Origin of the sequence: Methanobacterium congolense, from assembly GCF_900095295.1 — an archaeon.
In the GTDB taxonomy this organism is placed as follows: domain Archaea; phylum Methanobacteriota; class Methanobacteria; order Methanobacteriales; family Methanobacteriaceae; genus Methanobacterium_C; species Methanobacterium_C congolense.
In genome coordinates this window covers 1,278,373-1,296,779 of sequence record NZ_LT607756.1, presented here as the reverse complement: position 1 = coordinate 1,296,779, position 18,407 = coordinate 1,278,373, and the positions used below count along the sequence as shown (strand labels likewise).

18 protein-coding genes are annotated in these 18,407 nt (G+C 37.7%); 2 read left to right on the top strand and 16 right to left on the bottom strand.

All coding sequences use genetic code 11. The annotated features are described in order from the left end of the window. Positions 1–16: 16 nt before the first annotated feature. The 10 genes from tatA to MCBB_RS06125 form a co-directional block, all read right to left on the bottom strand. Positions 17–286 (bottom strand): twin-arginine translocase TatA/TatE family subunit, encoded by a 270-nt coding sequence (tatA, locus tag MCBB_RS06170; protein WP_071906938.1) that lies wholly within the window; start codon positions 284–286, stop codon positions 17–19. A 12-nt stretch (positions 287–298) separates the two neighbouring features. Beyond that, positions 299–1,039 carry a twin-arginine translocase subunit TatC gene (tatC, locus tag MCBB_RS06165; RefSeq protein WP_071906937.1) on the bottom strand — a complete coding sequence of 247 codons (741 nt, stop codon included), beginning with the start codon at positions 1,037–1,039 and terminating at the stop codon, positions 299–301. Next, positions 1,024–1,506: a hydrogenase maturation protease gene (locus MCBB_RS06160; protein WP_071906936.1), complete on the bottom strand. Its 483-nt coding sequence runs from the start codon at positions 1,504–1,506 to the stop codon at positions 1,024–1,026. Before MCBB_RS06160 ends, tatC begins: the two co-directional genes overlap by 16 nt. An 18-nt stretch (positions 1,507–1,524) precedes the next feature. Next, a complete protein-coding gene (locus MCBB_RS06155) occupies positions 1,525–3,024 on the bottom strand; it encodes a nickel-dependent hydrogenase large subunit (RefSeq protein ID WP_071906935.1) in 1,500 nt (499 codons plus the stop codon). Positions 3,025–3,033: 9 nt separating this feature from the next. Further along, entirely contained in the window at positions 3,034–3,966 is a 933-nt protein-coding gene (locus MCBB_RS06150) for an NADH-quinone oxidoreductase subunit B family protein (protein WP_071906934.1), read from the bottom strand. 426 nt (positions 3,967–4,392) lie between these two features. Next, entirely contained in the window at positions 4,393–4,995 is a 603-nt protein-coding gene (locus MCBB_RS06145) for an endonuclease III domain-containing protein (RefSeq protein ID WP_145976018.1), read from the bottom strand. Between the two features lie 25 nt (positions 4,996–5,020). Then, complete coding sequence (locus tag MCBB_RS06140; protein WP_071906932.1) at positions 5,021–5,887, bottom strand: exonuclease V; 867 nt, start codon at positions 5,885–5,887, stop codon at positions 5,021–5,023. A gap of 104 nt (positions 5,888–5,991) precedes the next feature. After that, positions 5,992–6,477 (bottom strand): GTP-binding protein, encoded by a 486-nt coding sequence (locus MCBB_RS06135; RefSeq protein ID WP_331709786.1) that lies wholly within the window; start codon positions 6,475–6,477, stop codon positions 5,992–5,994. 50 nt (positions 6,478–6,527) lie between these two features. Next, positions 6,528–7,805, bottom strand: coding sequence for a 3-phosphoshikimate 1-carboxyvinyltransferase (aroA, locus tag MCBB_RS06130; protein WP_071906931.1), 1,278 nt, complete (start codon positions 7,803–7,805; stop codon positions 6,528–6,530). A 150-nt stretch (positions 7,806–7,955) separates the two neighbouring features. Then, positions 7,956–10,634, bottom strand: a complete 2,679-nt coding sequence (locus tag MCBB_RS06125; protein WP_071906930.1) for a valine--tRNA ligase — start codon at positions 10,632–10,634, stop codon at positions 7,956–7,958. Positions 10,635–10,823: 189 nt separating this feature from the next. Between MCBB_RS06125 and MCBB_RS06120 the strand changes: the two genes are divergently transcribed. Together MCBB_RS06120 and pheT are read left to right on the top strand one after the other, a co-directional pair. Next, on the top strand, positions 10,824–11,192 hold the full coding sequence (locus tag MCBB_RS06120; protein WP_071906929.1) for a hypothetical protein: 369 nt from the start codon (positions 10,824–10,826) through the stop codon (positions 11,190–11,192). A 226-nt stretch (positions 11,193–11,418) separates the two neighbouring features. After that, the gene (pheT, locus tag MCBB_RS06115; RefSeq protein WP_071906928.1) at positions 11,419–13,107 is read left to right on the top strand and encodes a phenylalanine--tRNA ligase subunit beta; all 1,689 of its coding nucleotides are present in this window, start codon (positions 11,419–11,421) and stop codon (positions 13,105–13,107) included. Between the two features lie 335 nt (positions 13,108–13,442). Here pheT and MCBB_RS06110 read toward each other — a convergent pair whose 3' ends face one another. The 6 genes from MCBB_RS06110 to MCBB_RS06085 form a co-directional block, all read right to left on the bottom strand. Continuing rightward, positions 13,443–13,847, bottom strand: a complete 405-nt coding sequence (locus MCBB_RS06110) for a secondary thiamine-phosphate synthase enzyme YjbQ (RefSeq protein WP_071906927.1) — start codon at positions 13,845–13,847, stop codon at positions 13,443–13,445. 45 nt (positions 13,848–13,892) lie between these two features. Continuing rightward, complete coding sequence (pyrI, locus tag MCBB_RS06105) at positions 13,893–14,363, bottom strand: aspartate carbamoyltransferase regulatory subunit (RefSeq protein ID WP_071906926.1); 471 nt, start codon at positions 14,361–14,363, stop codon at positions 13,893–13,895. A gap of 111 nt (positions 14,364–14,474) precedes the next feature. Further along, positions 14,475–14,894 carry a universal stress protein gene (locus MCBB_RS06100; protein WP_071906925.1) on the bottom strand — a complete coding sequence of 140 codons (420 nt, stop codon included), beginning with the start codon at positions 14,892–14,894 and terminating at the stop codon, positions 14,475–14,477. A gap of 4 nt (positions 14,895–14,898) precedes the next feature. After that, positions 14,899–15,897: a calcium/sodium antiporter gene (locus tag MCBB_RS06095; RefSeq protein WP_071906924.1), complete on the bottom strand. Its 999-nt coding sequence runs from the start codon at positions 15,895–15,897 to the stop codon at positions 14,899–14,901. 356 nt (positions 15,898–16,253) lie between these two features. Continuing rightward, a complete protein-coding gene (locus MCBB_RS06090) occupies positions 16,254–17,564 on the bottom strand; it encodes a preprotein translocase subunit SecD (protein ID WP_071906923.1) in 1,311 nt (436 codons plus the stop codon). Next, positions 17,561–18,400 (bottom strand): protein translocase subunit SecF, encoded by an 840-nt coding sequence (locus tag MCBB_RS06085; protein ID WP_071906922.1) that lies wholly within the window; start codon positions 18,398–18,400, stop codon positions 17,561–17,563. The genes MCBB_RS06090 and MCBB_RS06085 overlap by 4 nt, the downstream gene beginning before the upstream one ends. Positions 18,401–18,407: the final 7 nt, after the last annotated feature.

Below are 18,407 nucleotides of genomic sequence, written 5' to 3'. Positions count from 1 at the left end.
AAGAATATTCTATTTTTCATGCTTTTGTTTCTGATTTTTCAGTTGTTTCAGTTGTTTGTACTGTTTCTTCTTTAGATTCAGTTTTTATTTCCTCTTTTTTCTCTATTACCTCTGCGTCTTTTGGTTCTTCTTTTATTTTAAACTCTGACTCACGTTGAGTTCTTTTAAACTCTCCCAATGCTTTACCCATTCCTTTTGCAAGTTCTGGAAGTTTCTTTGAACCAAAAAGGAGCAGGATCACAAAAAGGATTATTAAAAGTTCTGGCATTCCAAGTCCACCAATCATTTTTTCACCTCCTTAACCAACGGATGCATCATTTGTAACCTCCATTTTCTTATCTCTGTGCATGTATTTAATCAAAAGAACACTTATTTCAAAGAGAATGATCATTGGTAATGTGACAATAAGCTGAGTAAATGGTGTGGGGTCAGGTGTTAAAATTCCTGCAATAATCAAAATACCGACGTAAGCTCCTTTCCTGTTACCTGTAAGAGTATCAGAATCAATTAGATCAAGTGATGCAAGAGCACAACAAACAAGGGGTAATTCAAAGAGTAGCCCAAATACCAAAATCATTAGGAGTATAAATGATATGATATCTCCTAAACTTAAAAGAGGTATAACACCTGAGGATGTTGCATAACCAATAAGGAATTTAAGTGTTACTACAAGCACAATTTTGTAAGTAAATATAGCTCCAATTCCAAAAAGTATCAATGCGGGAGGTATTGTTTTTATTAAAAAAGAATTCTCAGAACCTTTAAGAGCGGGTTTTAAGAATTTCATAGTTTCATAGATGATATATGGGAGAGCAATTACAAATGCAACAAGCATACATACTTCTATTTGTGCCCATATGGCTTCTAATGGACCTATTACAATTAAACGCATTCCTTCAGGTAGTAAATCATTCTGAATTCTAATAAGAATTTGATTGGCAAATGGGAACGTAACAGCAGATATTGCAATAATTACAATAGCAATTCTTATTAATCTACTTCTCAGTTCGTCGAAATGCGCAATCAGTGGTTCTTCCATATTTCATCACCCTCATTTAGGAAGTTAGTTGTAATCAAATTCACAGTTTTTTCCATACTTTTCATAATTTTTTCTGAAAGTTCTAATGATTCTTCAATTTTTTGGATTTTAACGCCAATAATACATATTTTATCCAATAGATTGTCTGAATAGATAGATTCTATCATTGAAAATATATCTAACAGATTTAAATCATGTCCAGAAAAATAATATCTTTCATTTGCTTTCATTATTTCAGATGCCTTCATTAAAATGATTCTTTCAATTTCATGATTGGATCTAACAGCGTCCACCACAATTATTTTGTCATATTTTTCAATTAGGCTGAATAGGATTGCCCCACAGGCTCCAGCATCTATTACATCCACATAATTTGGAAGATTCATCATTTTAAGTCTCTGGATTATTCTTATTCCTACTCCATCATCTCCAAGCAATAAATTTCCAAAGCCAACTACACAGATCATTTTTCCACCAAAAATAAATCAAAGGTGGCGTTTTTTAGTGCCATCTGGGTTTTTAATTTCTATCATGTGAGAGGAACATGAACAACATGGATCAAATCCTCTTATGCTTCGGCTTGCATCTCCTAAAAGCAGTTTTTCGTCTTCTGTTGGTTCACGCCCTAGTAATTCTATTGTTTCAGGTCTTATCTCCACGAGATCATCTGCAACAGCTTCTTCCATAGCTCCAGTGTTTGCTGTAGTCGGTACCATACAGTCATATGATGCAGTTTTTAAATCAGATCCTACTTTTATGCTGTGTATCAATGTTCCACGAGGTGCTTCAACTATACCCATACCAGTTCCGGCTTTCTCGTTTGGAGGTGAGTAACTATCTACTTGGGCTATGTTTGACCAACCGCCATTTAAAATTCTGTCAATCATTATCACGGTTTCTATAAGCCGGGTTATATGTCTGTTCCTGGTTGATGGGGATAATATATCGTTTGCACCAACACCCCAATTACTTGCAATGCTATCTACAGTTGATTTTACAACGCTGTCACCAGCCTTATATGCTACTGCGAGTCTTGCAAGAGGTCCTACTTCACATACATAGTTTACGCCGTTGTGGGTGTAATATGGTCTTTTAGTGTAACTGTAGTTTGTTGGAAGATTTATAACGCTTCCGTAGGGTGTTATGATTTCTTCTTTCACATTCGCTGGGTTAAATGGAACTATAGTAGCTGAATTGAAGTCAGTTGGATTTGAAGGATTTCTGATTACAACTCCTCCTGATGATCCAAAGTATGAAAATGATCCAGAAACACCACTATAGAAAGGAACACCAGAACTCAAGTAGTTACTAGGTCTTATACCAAAGTCGTTTGGTAGGTTCAATAGTGCACCTTTTAATGCACCTAAAAGGGAAGTTGCATAACTTTGTATTTCTTGCATTCGTGCTCTGATCTGTCCAATTTCTGTACTGTTTGGAACTTTAGTCTGTCCTCCAGGAATACATGATGCAGGATGAACAGGTTTTCCTCCAAATACTGCTACACAAGCCTGTGCTTTATTGTGGGCACTAATTATGTTAGGAAGTTCTTGATCTATTATACTCTGTGGTAGAATGTCCTTTCCAGCTAGTACAAAAAAGTGCAGTAGATGACTGTTTACTGTATGCACTGCAAGCATGAATCTTCGCACTGCTTTTGCATTGTTAACTATATTGGTGCCATAAGCAGCCTCAACTGCACATGTACTCGCCATGTTTTGAGGCACTGGGCAAACACCGCATATTCTTGGAACTAGCTTTGTAACAGTGTCTGGCTGTTCTCCAACTGCAAATTTTTCAAATCCTCTAAATTCTGTGACACAGAATTTTGGATATCTTGCAGCATTATCTGTTGGTAAATTTATAGTTCCGTCATTTGGTGTTAGAAGATTTTTTACTTTTAATTTTCCAGCTTCGTCCAAGTAGGTTTCTAGTTCAAGTTTTCCATCGCCTTCAATTCTTGTTACGGGTTTTATTTCAACTGCCATTTAAATCACCTACTTGCCTATCATTCCTGTTTTATTTAGTGTTGTATTTGTGGTTGCGTTTGTTGTATTTCCACTAGGGGTTTGTTTTCCAGCCCCATATTGATTTCTCATTTGTACTTGACCTTTAACATAATATGGTGTTACGGGATACTGGTCTCTGTAACATCCTATACAAATATCATCAACCAGTGTACATGGTGCTTTTCCACCAGTGCTTCTTGTAGCTCCACATTGCCATGGACTATCGTGACCCTGACATCCGAGATGTTTTTTACATCCGGGCTGGCCTAGTTCACTTGCTTGAGGGCCTTTAGGATCATAGATACATGGATCACATACTCTTCCAGGTTTTATTGCTTCGCCTATTGCACCACCTGTTACCATGTACCAGATTTGTTCTGGTTGAGGTGGACATCCTCTGATGTAGGCGTCTACTGAAATTACTTTGTTTATGGGATAAAGATCTAAAAGACCCTTTCTTGAATTCAAACCAGGGACTCCGCCGTATGATGCACAGTCTCCTAATGCAACAACCTTAGTTGAAATCGATCTGGCGTGATCCAGAAGTTCTGAAGACTCAACTGTGGGGCCTGCAATACCCTCAATTATACAAATATCAAGGGAGCTAATATTCTCAAATGATTCAGCTAGAACATCTACTAGAAGTGGTGCATATTTTATATCTATTGTTGGTAGTATGTCGGCAGTAGTTGGGTTTGAAGAGCTAATGTACCTCATATCCATCCCAAATTCTGTTAAGGAAACCTGACATCCTGCACAAGTTCCAAGCTGGACTATTCCTACCTTTGGAGAAGCTGCAAAGACTTCTTCCATGGTTGATTGTCCACCAAACAGTGTTGCCACGGTTCCTGCACCTACAGCTTTCAGGAATGTTCTCCTATCTATTGGATGATCCAATATTTTTTTAAATTCTTGTTTCATACAAAATCACCTATGTATTACTACCTATGTATTACTTTTTTCATGTCATATTATCCATTTTAAATTCATGTATTACTTCGTATTATCATTAATCCTCTTTTAATACTTTTCTATTTGAATTAATAGAAAAAACTTATATAATAGAACAAATTTGGGATCTTTGTATGATATTTTATTTTAATTTTATTATAAATGTATTAAATAAATTATACAATATTTTTTAAAGATATATTTTAAAATAAACACAGAAATTGTAGTATTATAGTATCATAACAATTATAAATCGAACTTTTAAAAATAAACTGAAAACAAAAGAAATAAAAAAGTATCAAAAAAGAGTTTATCTATAAATATGAAATTAAAATGGTTTACTGCATTTTTTTCTATTTAAAAATAATTTGATGTGATTGGCAAGAGTTAATAAGATTAATTCTTTTGAATTTCCTTATAAAAGTCACATAAATCAGCTATAGGACATTCCTCATGTTTTGGCCCAATTGGCCTGCAGATATCCTGCCCAAAACGCACAAATTTCTCATTTAAATCAAGCCAGTAACATTCAGGAACAATTTTTGCAAGCTCAAATTCTGTTTCATCAGGATTTTTGGTATTAACAAGCCCTAAACGATTTGAAATTCGATGAACATGCACATCCACAGGAATAGCATTCTTTCTAAATCCATAAACTATAACGCAGTTTGCAGTTTTCCTTCCAACTCCTGGAAGACCTAATAATTCATTTATATCACAGGGAACAACATCATCATAGTCTTCATGAATAATTCTTGAAATTTCCTTAACTCGCTTTGCTTTAACTCTAAAAAAACCTGCTTTTTTAATTAATTTTTCAATTTCCTCAGTTGGAGCATTTGCAATTTCTTCAGGTGTTTTATAAACAGAAAAAAGGGTAGCTGCAGCTTCTTCAGTGTTTTCATCACGTGTTCTTTGGGATAAAATTGTTGTAATCAACACTCTAAATGGATTTGGATTTTTTGCAGGTTCAACAACATATTTTTCAAGTCTTCCCATGATATCTTTGATCTTCTTTTGAATTTTATTCACCTTCTTTCCATTTTTTGTGTATTGAAGGACAAACAGTGTAATAACTACAAAAATTGCATTTCCAATTATTTGCATCTCCAACAGAAACGGGTTCTCTTTTTCCTGCCCAATATTCAAGTGCCCATTTCATTCCACGTGAAAAAAACCGTTCGTCAAATCGGTATCTTTCTTTGTGAACTTCATGAAGTGTTTTTTGATGTATATAATTAATTTCAATAGTTTTTGATAGCGACGGTAACTCACTGGCCTTTTTAAGCATTTTATTAATTAAATTTCCCACTGAAAGAAGAGTTCCATATGTGTTCCATTGATTTTGGGGAATTTCAAGGCTTTTCATATATTCCTCGCTTAAAATTAGTTCATTGAAATCATTTTCTATTAAATCAACACCATATACTTGCCAGAAATCTCCCATTTCAGTCTTTTTATTAATCATGGAGTTAAGCCCATACCAGTAAATCATCCCCTGCATTTTATCACGAATTATCTGCTGAGCTGACGGTGGATTCAGACTTTTACGCGTTTTCATTTCTACTACTTGTGTTTTTTTAGCTTTAACCTGTTTATTATTATGAATTTCAATTTCTTCTATCTCTTTTACTTCATCAATGATTCCCATTATAAGTGCAGAATTAAATTTGGATACTATGGGAAGTTCACGGGTTAAACCTTCTTTTTTGTAAAGTTCCAACCCTACGAGAATATTGTGAACATTAGAATGAAGTTTATCGCCAGGGGTTTTGATATCAACAACGATTTCTTCTAAAACTTCAAGAAAACGGTCTTTATGGATTTCAGTGCCTTTTTCTTTTTCTGGCGTGGAAATTTCTCCATATTTTCGCCTTAAATCCACTGCCATTTCACACCAAAATTGGCTGGCAATGGTCGAGGGGCCTAAAATAATTGATGACATGTTTTCTTGTTAAATAAAATAAAAGTTTGGTAAAAATAAATTTTTATGAATTAATTTTCCATTAAATCTAAAAGAATGTTCAAACCTTCCTGAATTCCTTCTCCAGTTGTTGCAGTGGTTGGAATTACAGGAATATCAGGATTTATATGTGTTGATTCGATTTTTCCAGGTGATATGTCTTGTTTATTGCTGAATATTACATAAGGAACGTTGCTTGAATTTAAATTTTCTAATATTTTTATATCTGTGTTTGTAACACCTTCAGAGTTGTCTATAACTACGATTGCACCGTCTAACCCGTTTGAAAGGATTTCACGCATAAATTGGAATCTTTCTTGGCCAGGAGTGGCGAATATATGGAATCTTTGGCCGTTGATTATCGTGTTTCCATAATCAAGTGCTACTGTTGTTCCTTTACACTCAATTTTGGTAATTTTTTCTTTTTTTCGGTTTAAGAGATTTTCTATTGTGGTTGTTTTTCCAGAATCTGCTGATCCAAGAATGACAATTTTTGTTCCCTTTTTCTTTTGCACCATTTTTTCAACCTATATTGTATTTTACAGATATATCAACATTTTTTATGCAGTTAAACCTGATTAATTTTACATCCAAGTTCCTTCATGCCTTCTGGGAATTTTGGGAAAGATACATCGTAAACTGAAGCATTTTCTATTCTTAAGTTGCCAACTTTAAGTCCAACAAGTGAAAGAGCCATTACTAACCTGTGATCTCCATGGGATTTAACAATCCCGCCATTAGCTCCACCTTTAATTATGAGGCCGTCTTCTTTTTCTTTAACGTTGACTCCAATCTTTGAAAGTTCTAGAGCACAAGTGTGAATCCTGTCAGTTTCTTTAAATCGAGCATGTGCCACGTTTTTAATCGTTGTAACACCTTCAGCTATTGCTCCAAGTGCTGCAACTGTTGGTAGTAAGTCTGGTGCATTTTCCAGATTCACTTCAACACCATTAAGTTTCCCATGTCCACGTATTACTACTTCATCTTTTTTAAAGTTAACCTCAGCACCCATTTCTTTAACAATATCTAATATCTGTTTATCGCCTTGTTTTGAATCTTTAAAAAGATTTTTTATTTTTACATTTGATTTGAGTGCTGCTGCAGCCCCAATAATGTATGATGCTGAAGAATAATCTCCTTCAATAGTATAATCTCTGCTTTTGTAGGTTTGGGGTTCCACATGGAATGAATTATTTTTCCTATCATAATCCAGATTAACCCCAAACTTTTTCATAACATCTGTGGTCATATCAACATATGGTTTGGAAATAAAATCTCCTTTTACATTTATATCAACAGGATTTTCAGCATAAGGGGCAGCTATAAGTAGTGAAGAAATAAACTGAGAACTCACATTTCCAGGGATGCTGGTTTTACCACCTTTGAATCCTCCTTCAACAATTAAAGGTGCTTTACCATCATTTTTTGTTGAATGTGCATTCACTCCAAGATTCTGGAGTGAATCCAGAAGGTCCTGCATGGGCCTTTGCCTAAGGGAATCATCACCCGTGAACACTGTAAAACCAGGTGCAAGGGCAGAGACACTTGTCATTATGCGGAGGGTTGTGCCTGAATTTTTAACATCCAGAACATCCTCTGGTGTACTGGGACTGCAGCCAAAACCATGGATAAGACAGTCACCATCAGATTTTCTTTCAAATTCTGCTCCAAGTGCCCTACAGGCTTCGAGGGATGCTAGTGTGTCCTCTGAGTATAGTGCATCCCTGACAACGGACCTTCCATTTGCAAGGGAGGCCAGTATGAATGCCCGGTGACTGTAACTTTTTGATGGAGGGGCTTTAACAGTGCCCTCCACACTTTCTGTCCTTTGAACCGTGAGTTCCATGTTAATTTCATTCCTTGATAAGTGTTTTTTTACTATATTTAGATGTTTGACTCATCTGATTTAATCATCTGATTTAGGTTTGTCCGAACACTCAAATTTACATTTAAATAAACAGTTCACTGCAATTTAAATATTTGAATGAGTTCCCTTTTAATTTTTCACAATCTCAAGCACGATATCCAAGTTTTCGGACCGGATTATGTCCACCTTTTCACCGCTTTTTCCAATTATCTCCTTTCTAGGGGTCAGGTACTCCCATGTGAGTGTGACTCCCTCTACTGAGATTTCTCCGTCCCTGTCAAGGGTTTCTGCAATCTCATCAGCGTCATTTGAAGCTACGTACTGTACTATCTTCGGTGCATCACCTTTGAAGTGGGGTCCTACCTTGGACATAATCGGTGTGAGTTCAACAACCTTCTCCTGAACATCTGGTTTTCCCATTTCAACCTTCAAGTCCTTGATTCTCATGGTTCCCATTATATCTTCAGATAAACCATTTAAATCATCATATAATCCTTTATTTTCTGTGTAAACTGCTGTGAATTTTATTGGAGTGTTTAATGGCATTTTAGATGCAGATTTAAACCTTCTGATATCTCCTATGAGTTCAACAGTGGTTTCACCCAGATCCTCAGCTTCATCACTTATAAGATCCCCTTCAACTTCAGGCCAGGCAGTCTTGTGAATGCTCAGACCTTCTGGATTGAGGTACTGGTAAACTTCCTCTGTGAAGTGGGGTGTAAGGGGTGATAACAGTTTCAGGGTGGTTTCTATAACTGTTTTTAAACTGTACTGTGCAGCTTCCTTGGAATCAAGCATTTCAGGGTCATCGTTGTAGAGACGGTACTTAACAGCCTCTATGTACTCATCACAGAAGTCGTGCCATACAAAGGCCTGAATGCTGTTACGGGCCTCTGCAAAGTTGTAGGTCTCAATGGCATCTGTAATACTTTCAACAAGACGGTTCAAACGGGACAGTATCCAACGATCCATTGGTTTGAAGTTGCTTCTGATCCTCTCTTTGGACTCATCATCAATTTCAAAGTCCTTTATGTGCATGTTTATGAATCTGAATGCATTCCAGAACTTCCTGAGGAATTTGTAGCCGTGCTTCACATCCTTCCATGCGAATGGAACATCTGAACCTGGAACACTGTTTGCAGCCCACAGTCTCAGGGCATCTGCACCGTAGTCCTTAATAACTGTTTCAGGAGCAATAACATTACCCAATGATTTACTCATCTTGTGGCCGTCCTCACCGAACACCATACCGTTCACAACGATTCCTTCAAATGGTTTTTGTCCTGTAAGTGCCTTAGATCTTAATATGGTGTAGAAAGCCCATGTACGTATGATGTCATGTCCCTGTGGCCTCAGATCTGCTGGGAAATGTTTTTTAAAGTCTGGTGATGGCCAGCCTGCTATAACCAGTGGAGTTATTGAACTGTCCATCCAGGTGTCCAGAACATCCAGTTCACCTATAAATTCAGTGCAGCCGCACTCGCATGGCATAGATGGTTTGTCCAGGGCGGGGTCGACTGGAAGTTCCTCTTCCTTGGGCAGGTGAACCTTTCCACATTCCTTACAGTACCATACTGGTATCGGTGTTGCAAAGAGCCTCTGACGGGATATGCACCAGTCCCAGTCCATGGAACCTGTCCAGTTCAGGAGCCTGGTCTTCATGTGTTCAGGCATCCATGTCATTTCATCTGCAGCTTCGTATATCTCATCTGTTAACTTTTTAACTGCAACGAACCACTGCTTTTTAACCAGTATTTCTATTGGTGTTTTACACCTCCAGCAGAGTCCAACGTTCTGGTCAACCTTTTCCTGTTTGGTCAGGAATCCCTCGGATTTAAGGTCCTCTATGATGGCAGATTTACACTCTGGAATTGTGAATCCTGCATATTTACCTGCAACCTCATTCATAACTCCAGTTTCATCGATGGCTTCAATTATGTCAAGATCGTACCTGTTAACCCATGATACATCTGTTTTATCACCGAAGGTACATATCATAACTGCCCCAGTACCGTACTCTGGATCAACGTCCCTGTCGGTTATTATGCTGACTTCACGGTTGTAGAGGGGTAATCTTACCTTTTTTCCCTCAAGGTGCTTGTAACGTTCGTCTTCAGGATGTACAACAACTGCAACACATGCACAGAGGAGTTCAGGTCTTGTGGTTGCAATGAGTACGTTACCATCACCATCAACCTCTGGAAATTCCAGGTAGTTCAGTTTGGTTTCATTTTCATGGTACTCAACCTCTGCAAAGGCTATTGCTGTTTCGCAACGAGGGCACCAGTTTACAGGGTGCACCGCCCTGTATATAAGTCCTTTTTCATAGAGTTTCAGGAATGAAAGCTGGGTTTTCCTCCTGTACCCTGGGGTCATGGTCACGAATTCCCTTGACCAGTCCTGTGAAAATCCCAGTGACTGCATCTGTGTTTTCATCTTCTCTATGTTGTCGTGGGTGAGTTCTATGCACATCTCACGGAATTCATCCCTTGGAACATCATTTTTACGGATGTTATGGGTTTCTTCAACCTTAACCTCTGTTGGAAGTCCGTGACAGTCCCATCCCTGTGGAAATAGCACGTCAAAGCCGTTCATTCTTTTGTAACGTGCTATCATGTCTATGTAAACCCAGTTGAGAACGTGGCCCATGTGTATGGATCCTGTTGGGTATGGTGGTGGTGTGTCGATGATGTAACGTGGGCGTGTACCGTCACCTATGAACTTGTGTGCATCATCATTGCCCCACTTCACCTGCCAGTCCTTTTCTTTTTGGTGATCGTAGTCTTTTGGAATGTTGTCTTCTGTCATTTCACTTCTCCTGTTAATTCTGGTTAATAAATCTTCTTTGTAAGTTGTTTATCATACGTAAATTTAATTATAAGTTTCAGAATTAGATAAACTAATATACTTGAATACATATGGATAATTAACTGATATTAAGTAACTGATATCATTTAATTGTTACTTCCAGAACCTATAATTTGTGGTGATAAAACAATGGAAATTCTGTGGTTTTATATAGCAGTTGTCCTTGCAGTAAGTGATGAGGTCCACAGTAAAATAATGTGGAACGTGCTCTTCGACTTTTACATATTACTTGCAGGTCTGATAAAAGGTTTTGTTGCTTCAAATATAAGATTATGGGTGGTTCATGAATCTATGGAGGCCATGTTCCATTTCGTGGTCCTTTCACTGGTTTTCTGGTCATTTGAGATTGGAATACTGGCTGCAGCCATTCACATGGTTATAGATCTGTACCACGAACTTTCAGGGCTTAAGTTAAAGCCACTTTACCACAGATCACTTCACTTCGTGATTGAATCATTCTTCTTCATCCTGGTGTTCTCTGCAGGGGTACCTGCATAAACACCTGCTAAATAACCTTCAACAATATAACTTTTTTCAAAAACTTTTTTTTAAAGGATTTTTAACAGATTTTCTGACATTATTTTTAACCCTACCTTCAAACACTTATCATTTGGGATCATTTTTTATAATATCAAAATAGATATTCAAAGTAGTTAATCAAACTAAATTAAGGAAAATACCATTTTTATCAATTTAATTTTCAACTGAAGTAGGAGTATAATAAATGCCAGTTATAAACTTTAGCTACAAGGATATTGACGAAGCTTTAGGCCAAAAAATTCCAAAAAATGAACTAATAGATATGCTTCCAATGATAGGAAGTGATATTGAGGATTACGATGACGAAAATTTGAAGGTTGAGTTTTTCCCAAACAGACCTGACCACTACAGTGTGGAGGGAATAACCAGAACCCTCAAGGGGATGCTTGGTATTGAAGAAGGAATGCCCATCTATGAAACATCTCCATCAGGCACCACCATGACAGTGGACCCTGAACTTAAGGTTATAAGGCCTTACACTTCCTGCTGCATAGTTGAGGGCGTCAACATAGATGATGAAAAGCTGGTTCAGCTCATGGACTTCCAGGAGGACCTGCACTGGGTTATTGGAAGGGACAGGAAGAAGGTCGCCATCGGAATCCACAACCTGGACGTTTTAAAACCCCCATTCTCATACATGGCCGCAGATCCAGATTCAGAATCATTCCTAGCCCTTGAAATGACGGAACCCCAGTCGCTACGCCAGATACTTGAAAACCACAAAAAGGGAAGGAAGTACGCACACCTCATTGAAAAATTCGATAAATATCCTCTTATAAAAGATTCTGAGGGAAATATACTTTCAATGCCCCCTATAATAAATGGAGACCTCACAAAACTTTCAACCGAAACCCGAAACGTTTTCATAGATGTGACGGGTACGGATGAACGTGCAGTGAACCACGCACTCAACATCATTGCAACCTCCTTTGCAGAGGCGGGTGGCAAGATAAAAACTGTGAAGGTAATATATGGGGATAGGGAAGTTGAAACACCTGATTTAACTCCAAAGGAGTTCTATGTGAGTGTTAAAAATGCTCAGAAACGTATAGGTGAGAAACTCACAGCACCTGAAGTTGTAAGAATGCTTAAACGTGTCAGACTGCATGCAGAGGCAGAATCAGATGACAAGATCAGGGTTCTTGTACCGGCCTACAGGATAGACGTGCTCCATGAGGTTGACCTTATTGAGAACATTGCAATAGGCTATGGATTCAGGGATATCGGCTCTGAACTTCCAGACATTGCAACCATAGCCTACGAGGATAAAACAAGGTTCTTTGAAAACAGGATCAGGGAGGTCATGACTGGAATGGGCTTCAATGAGGTTATGAGTTTAATGCTCACCAACGAGGAGCACCACTACTATGATATGAGACTTCCAGAGGATGACAGAGTTATGGTGGCCCAGCCAATCTCTCAGGACAGGACCATGATAAGAAAAAGTCTCCTGAATGGTTTAATGGAATTTCTGGAGGACAATAAGCACGAAGAACTTCCACAGAAGATATTTGAGGTGGGGGATGTTGTTTACATGGATGGGGAAACTGAAACCCATACAAAAATAGTCAAAAAACTTGCAGGAGCTGTTGTGCACTCAACTGCAAATTTCACTGAGATAAAATCCATCACAGATGCAATGATCCAGAATCTCGGTCTTAAAATGGAGATAGAACCTCTGGAACATCCCTCATTCATAGGTGGAAGATGTGCAGGTATCAAGGGAATAAAAGAAACGTCCAATGATTCAGAATCAGGGAAACAGGAGGTTCAGATCATGGGATTCTTTGGGGAACTCCACCCAGAGGTTATAACCAACTTTGAGATGGAATATCCAGTTGTTGCATTTGAAGTTGAATTTAAGGGAATATGAATGGCTTAAAAAAAACGTTTTGAATCCCTTATATTTTTTTATATTTTTATTAAAAACTTGCAGTTCAACCTTCAAATCCTTTTTTTATTATAAAATAATTTTCTTTTAATATTATTATTTAAAAAAAATTATTATTTAAATAATTTTAATTTTTAAACTTTGCAGATTTATGAAACCATTTGTAAAAAACTAAAAAATTTATTTTTAAGGTTTATTTAAATAGTTAAAGATTTTTGAAAAGAATATTTATTTGAAGAATAAAAGGCCATTGAAATAAAAATTTGACTTTTAAATCATAGTTTTTAAATCAACTTGGGGGGGGGCTTTTCTATATATCATTCCCCAAGAACTGTAACATCCACCCTTCTCTGCCGGGGCCCGTCCAGTTCCAAAAAGAATATACTCTGCCAGGTCCCAAGTCCCATTGAACCACCTTCAATGGGAATGTTTTCACTGCTTCCAATTAAAAATGCCTTTATATGTGAATCTGCATTGTTATCTATACGGTTGTGTTTGTAATTCCCACCTGGAACGAGAAAATTCAGAGCATCCACAAAATCATCAACGAGTCCAGATTCATTCTCATTGATAACCACCCCTGAAGTGGAGTGACGTGTAAAAATACTTACGATACCATTTTTTATTCCACTTTTATCCACAGCATCCTTAACCTGGGAGGTTATGTCCATCACTTCAACCCTTTCATGGGTCTCAACATCTAAAATTTCCCTTTTTATCATATTTCCTTCTCCCACTAATTGAATGTGATACTGGGATTTTGAATCTTAGAGTCGGAATTGGGATTCAATGTCCTCTTCAACCATCATTCTCTCGCAGTGGTAACACCTCAAGGTTACAGGTTCCTTTTCCATAACGTAAAACTGGGTTTTCACAGGTTCGTTGGCATTTGTAATACAGTTAGGGTTAGGACACTTCAGAATACCTTTAACCTTGTTTGTAAGTTCTACTTTACCTTTTTCAGCGATTTCATAGTCTCTGACTATATTTATCGTTGCCTGAGGTGCGATCAATGCTATTTTATCAACTTCCTTTGATTTTAACTCTCTACCCTCTATCTTAACAATGTCCTTCTTCTCCATCTGGGAAGATTTCACGTTCATTGCAATGGTAACTGCAGCTTCCCCATTGGGTAGATCTAATATTTTAAGAACATTTAAAGCCCTGTTAGCTGTTATATGATCAATAACTGTCCCGTTTCTTATTGGTTTGACCTTGAGTTCCTTTGGAGTTTTCATCAAATCCTACCTACATTGTATCTTTAATTTCAACCATGGCCTAATGAAGTATTCCATCTAAACTGGTTTCAGGTTACTTCAAGCACATGAACATGATGTTTGTACTATTGGTTATGTTTTTACTAATAGTACAGTGCATGGTGCTGAGTGAACAACCTTTTCAGTCACACTTCCAAGTAAGTGTTTGTCGATCTTGCTTTTACCAGTTCCAACAACTATTATATCCACATCTTCCTTTTCTGCAGTTTTTATTATCTCATTTGCAGGATCCCCTTCCACTATGATACCTTTGAAGGTGGTCTTTGGGGTTTTTAACATTGCTTCCATTTTTTTTATAACTTCATTTCCCCTTTCATTCAGTTCCCTTCTCATCATTTCTTTTACCTTTGATGGTGTGAGAAATGGAACCGAAGTGTCAACAACATATATACCTATCAACTCACATTTTCTGTCGTCAACAAGTTCCAATGCATGTTTGGAGATCTCTTCAAGGTAATCTCCCATGTTTGCAACTAAAATTTTTTCGTACATGGTATCACATCGTTATAGATAATCTCGTTATTATATAGATTAGGTAAACTACTATTAAAATTAATCCACCCCACCTTGAGAGCTTTTTGTTTTTGATTGTTAGTAGAAGCAGTAAAGCTGTTACAAATATCATGTAAGGAGCGTCAAATGTAACTGAAAGCTTTTCAATGGGTATTGCAACGAATAAAGATGGTATACCTATACCTATAAGAATGTTGAAAATGTTACTTCCAAGTATGGTACCCATTGAAAGGCCGTGAAGCTTTTTCAGTGCAGCTGATAATGTAACAACGAGTTCTGGAATACTGGTACCAATTGCAAGTGCAAAGAGGCCGATTATCATTTCAGGTATGTTTGCCATGTGTGCAATTTCAACCCCTGCCCAGACCATAATACGACATCCTATTATGAGTCCTGCAAGACCTGCAATAATTAAAATAATTGTTTTTTTCTTATTGAATGGTTTTGAATCTTTATCTTCAACTTCCTTCACATCAGAGGATTCCTCTGTTTTTGCACGTTTTTCTTTTTCTGTGTTGTCCTTCTTCTGAGCTTTCAGAAGTGTCCACAGATAGATTAAATATGCAATTACCAGAACGATTCCTGCCACTCTTGTTATCTCAGTGTCTATCAACATGAAGAACATCAATATCAAACCAGTGAACAAGGCCATTAATCCATCTCGTTTGAGTTCTTCTTTGCCTGTTTTTATATATCCTGCTATGAATGCAGTTATTCCTAAAATTCCTGCAATATTCCATATGTTTGATCCTACAGTTACTCCGACACCAATATCTGGATTTCCTGAGAGTATTGATATCATTGCAGAACCAAACTCTGGTAAGGAAGTTCCGACTGCAGATGCTGTTACTCCGAGAATTACCTGGGATATTCCAATGTGTTCACCTATATCCACGATGTTGTCAACGAATAAGTCTGCTGATTTAATGACTATCACAAGAGATACTATTATTGCTGCTACCATTATGATCCATGTTAACATACTTTCACCGGAACTGTCTTTCCTTTTTCCTTTTAATAAATCTTTTCATAAAATTTCTGAGGGGTATATTTCTAATAGGAATTATATTAAACAATTCAAACTATATAAATATGGTTAATTATATAAGAAATGCTTTTTTTTAGATGATTTTAAAGGTATAGTAAGTCAACAGAGTCAAAATTTAAATTTATTTTATAGGCATTTTATAGAACTTCCTAAAACAGGGTTTTTACTTCAGGATGGCCTATTGGTGATGGTCACTTGAAACAATTGCTAAAAAATAGAATAATTGCTGGAATAATCAAGGGAATAATTGATGTTTAATATTAAAAAAATAAGAGTTTAAAAAAGATTTATCATCTTTTTCTACTCTTTTTGCTTTTCTTACCTTTTTTACCCTTTTTACCAGGGGTTTTTTCCTTTACAGGTGCTGGTTGAGGAACTTCTTTATGGAGAAGTCTCTCTATGAATTTTGCAAACACTGGCCTTGTTATGAACACACCAATGACCACACCTATTATTGTGGTGACTGCGAAACCTGAGAGCATACCTATTCCAGTGGTTCCCCTTGAGAAACCTATGTAGGCAAGTGGAAGCATTGCTGCAACCAGTGTTCCTGCAGATGCAAAGACGATGAAGAAAGCGTGTTGGATCTTCATTTTAATTGCAGTTCTTTTTCTTCTGGATTTCTCACTGAGGGTTTCGCCCCTTAAAACCTCATCAGTTATGATGATCTGGTCGTCAACTCCAGTACCTATGGCTGCAATTATACCCGCTATTGCAGCAAGGTCTATGTTCCACTTGATTATGGATGCAACTCCCAGTATAAGGAGAAGCTCCACAAGACTTGTGAATATTATTGGAAGAACCAGTTTGGGGGTTCTGTACCTTATGATGATGATTATTGCAATTACGATTAATGCAATAAGACCAGCCACAAGGGCACTGTCTTTAAACTGACTTCCAAGTTCTGCAGAAACACTGCTCACACCTACGATACTCACCTTAACAGGTAGGGCACCTGACTCCAGTATGATCTGCGTGCTTTTTGCTTGTTTTAGGGCCTCATCCTTAGTTGATGCTGGAATTTGTATCTCAACCTCAGTTGAAGCCACACCATTTGCAAGATCCTCACTGAGTGTAGGTGAAGATACCAGTTTACCATCCATGTACATGTCCACAGGTTGTCCAGCTTTACCCTTTGCAACCTGTGCAAATTTCTGGGCAGCTTCTGTCGTAACCTTAAAAGGGACATATGCTGTAGTTCCTTGAACTTGATATGATTCTACCGTTGTTATATCGGTACCAGAAAGGGCAGTTTCGTTGCCTATCTTTGCCTCAAATTTACCTGGAGTACCAACAACATTTGCAACTTCGTCTGGTTGTACACCTGCTATTGAAATGATTACATCCTGGTTACCACTCTGTCTTACCTGAACATCCTTCACACCAAACACGTTCAGACGTTTATCAAGAACTGCTGTTACTTTGTTCATTGTTGTTTGATCAACTGACTCTGCAAGGTGGATCTGGATCATGGAACCTCCCTTTAAATCCAGACCTTCCTGTATCCCATACACTGAAATTGAAGCTATACTTGCAAGTATAAGGACTATGAGCAGTATCACACGATAATCCTTGAAGAAATCCTTCCATCCTTCGTTCATCTGTGACCCTCCATGTACCATCTTAGGAGTCCAAGGTTCATGAGCCAGGTTGCCATGAGGTCTGCAAGGAGACCCAGTATCAGAACTGCAGCTATTTCACTTAAAGTCTTAGCAGAAGGTATGAACACTATAGTTATGACATAAAGTGCTGCCATTGCACCAATTGCAGCTCCTGTCATTGTTATACCTGTTTTAAAGGCTCCTGCTGCTCTTTCATTCACAGTTCCTTCTCTGTCCTTTAGAACTCTGGTTGTAAGCAGAATATCTGTGTCCACACTGTAACCTATGAGCATCAGAAGTGCACCCACCGATGCCATTGATAAAGGTATTCCAAAGAGCGACATTCCACCAACTGCAACAACTATATCCACAAATGCGGAGCATATAACTGCCAGGGATGGCACGATTTTCCTGAACACTATAAATACAGTTACGGACATGAATATGAATGCAAATGCAAGTGCCCAGTAAACCTGGTTTAATGCCTGTGCACTGAGAAGCGGCCCAACCGATCTGTAACTTAGGATGGTTGCAGTTCCATTCACGGAATTCGTGAACTTAACAACGTCTGCAGCACCACCTAACTCAACTGTTGCCTGCTTACCAGATGTACTCACACTAACATCCTCAATTCCTGTACCACTCTGAATCAGTGACTCGAGTTCTCCTGAACTCACGGACTTTTCAAGTTGTACTGTAGCTATAGACCCTCCTTTCAGGTCTATACCTTCATTTAGCCCATGCGTTGCTACAATGGCCAGAGCCAGTATTGTAACTATTACTGGAATTATTATCAAGGGTTTATAAGATTCTAAGATCTTCTCTTTTGCTGACATTGAATCA

Excerpts from the sequence above, each read along its gene's own strand:
- MCBB_RS06145 (WP_145976018.1), bottom strand. The coding sequence starts at position 4,995 with ATGGGAAGACTTGAAAAATATGTTGTTGAACCTGCAAAAAATCCAAAT.
- MCBB_RS06150 (WP_071906934.1), bottom strand. The coding sequence starts at position 3,966 with ATGAAACAAGAATTTAAAAAAATATTGGATCATCCAATAGATAGGAGA.
- tatC (WP_071906937.1), bottom strand. The coding sequence starts at position 1,039 with ATGGAAGAACCACTGATTGCGCATTTCGACGAACTGAGAAGTAGATTA.
- MCBB_RS06120 (WP_071906929.1), top strand. The coding sequence starts at position 10,824 with ATGGAAATTCTGTGGTTTTATATAGCAGTTGTCCTTGCAGTAAGTGAT.
- MCBB_RS06135 (WP_331709786.1), bottom strand. The coding sequence starts at position 6,477 with ATGGTGCAAAAGAAAAAGGGAACAAAAATTGTCATTCTTGGATCAGCA.
- MCBB_RS06100 (WP_071906925.1), bottom strand. The coding sequence starts at position 14,894 with ATGTACGAAAAAATTTTAGTTGCAAACATGGGAGATTACCTTGAAGAG.
- MCBB_RS06155 (WP_071906935.1), bottom strand. The coding sequence starts at position 3,024 with ATGGCAGTTGAAATAAAACCCGTAACAAGAATTGAAGGCGATGGAAAA.
- MCBB_RS06085 (WP_071906922.1), bottom strand. The coding sequence starts at position 18,400 with ATGTCAGCAAAAGAGAAGATCTTAGAATCTTATAAACCCTTGATAATA.
- MCBB_RS06160 (WP_071906936.1), bottom strand. The coding sequence starts at position 1,506 with ATGATCTGTGTAGTTGGCTTTGGAAATTTATTGCTTGGAGATGATGGA.
- MCBB_RS06125 (WP_071906930.1), bottom strand. The coding sequence starts at position 10,634 with ATGACAGAAGACAACATTCCAAAAGACTACGATCACCAAAAAGAAAAG.
- MCBB_RS06140 (WP_071906932.1), bottom strand. The coding sequence starts at position 5,887 with ATGGCAGTGGATTTAAGGCGAAAATATGGAGAAATTTCCACGCCAGAA.
- tatA (WP_071906938.1), bottom strand. The coding sequence starts at position 286 with ATGATTGGTGGACTTGGAATGCCAGAACTTTTAATAATCCTTTTTGTG.
- pyrI (WP_071906926.1), bottom strand. The coding sequence starts at position 14,363 with ATGAAAACTCCAAAGGAACTCAAGGTCAAACCAATAAGAAACGGGACA.
- MCBB_RS06095 (WP_071906924.1), bottom strand. The coding sequence starts at position 15,897 with ATGTTAACATGGATCATAATGGTAGCAGCAATAATAGTATCTCTTGTG.
- MCBB_RS06090 (WP_071906923.1), bottom strand. The coding sequence starts at position 17,564 with ATGAACGAAGGATGGAAGGATTTCTTCAAGGATTATCGTGTGATACTG.
- aroA (WP_071906931.1), bottom strand. The coding sequence starts at position 7,805 with ATGGAACTCACGGTTCAAAGGACAGAAAGTGTGGAGGGCACTGTTAAA.
- pheT (WP_071906928.1), top strand. The coding sequence starts at position 11,419 with ATGCCAGTTATAAACTTTAGCTACAAGGATATTGACGAAGCTTTAGGC.
- MCBB_RS06110 (WP_071906927.1), bottom strand. The coding sequence starts at position 13,847 with ATGATAAAAAGGGAAATTTTAGATGTTGAGACCCATGAAAGGGTTGAA.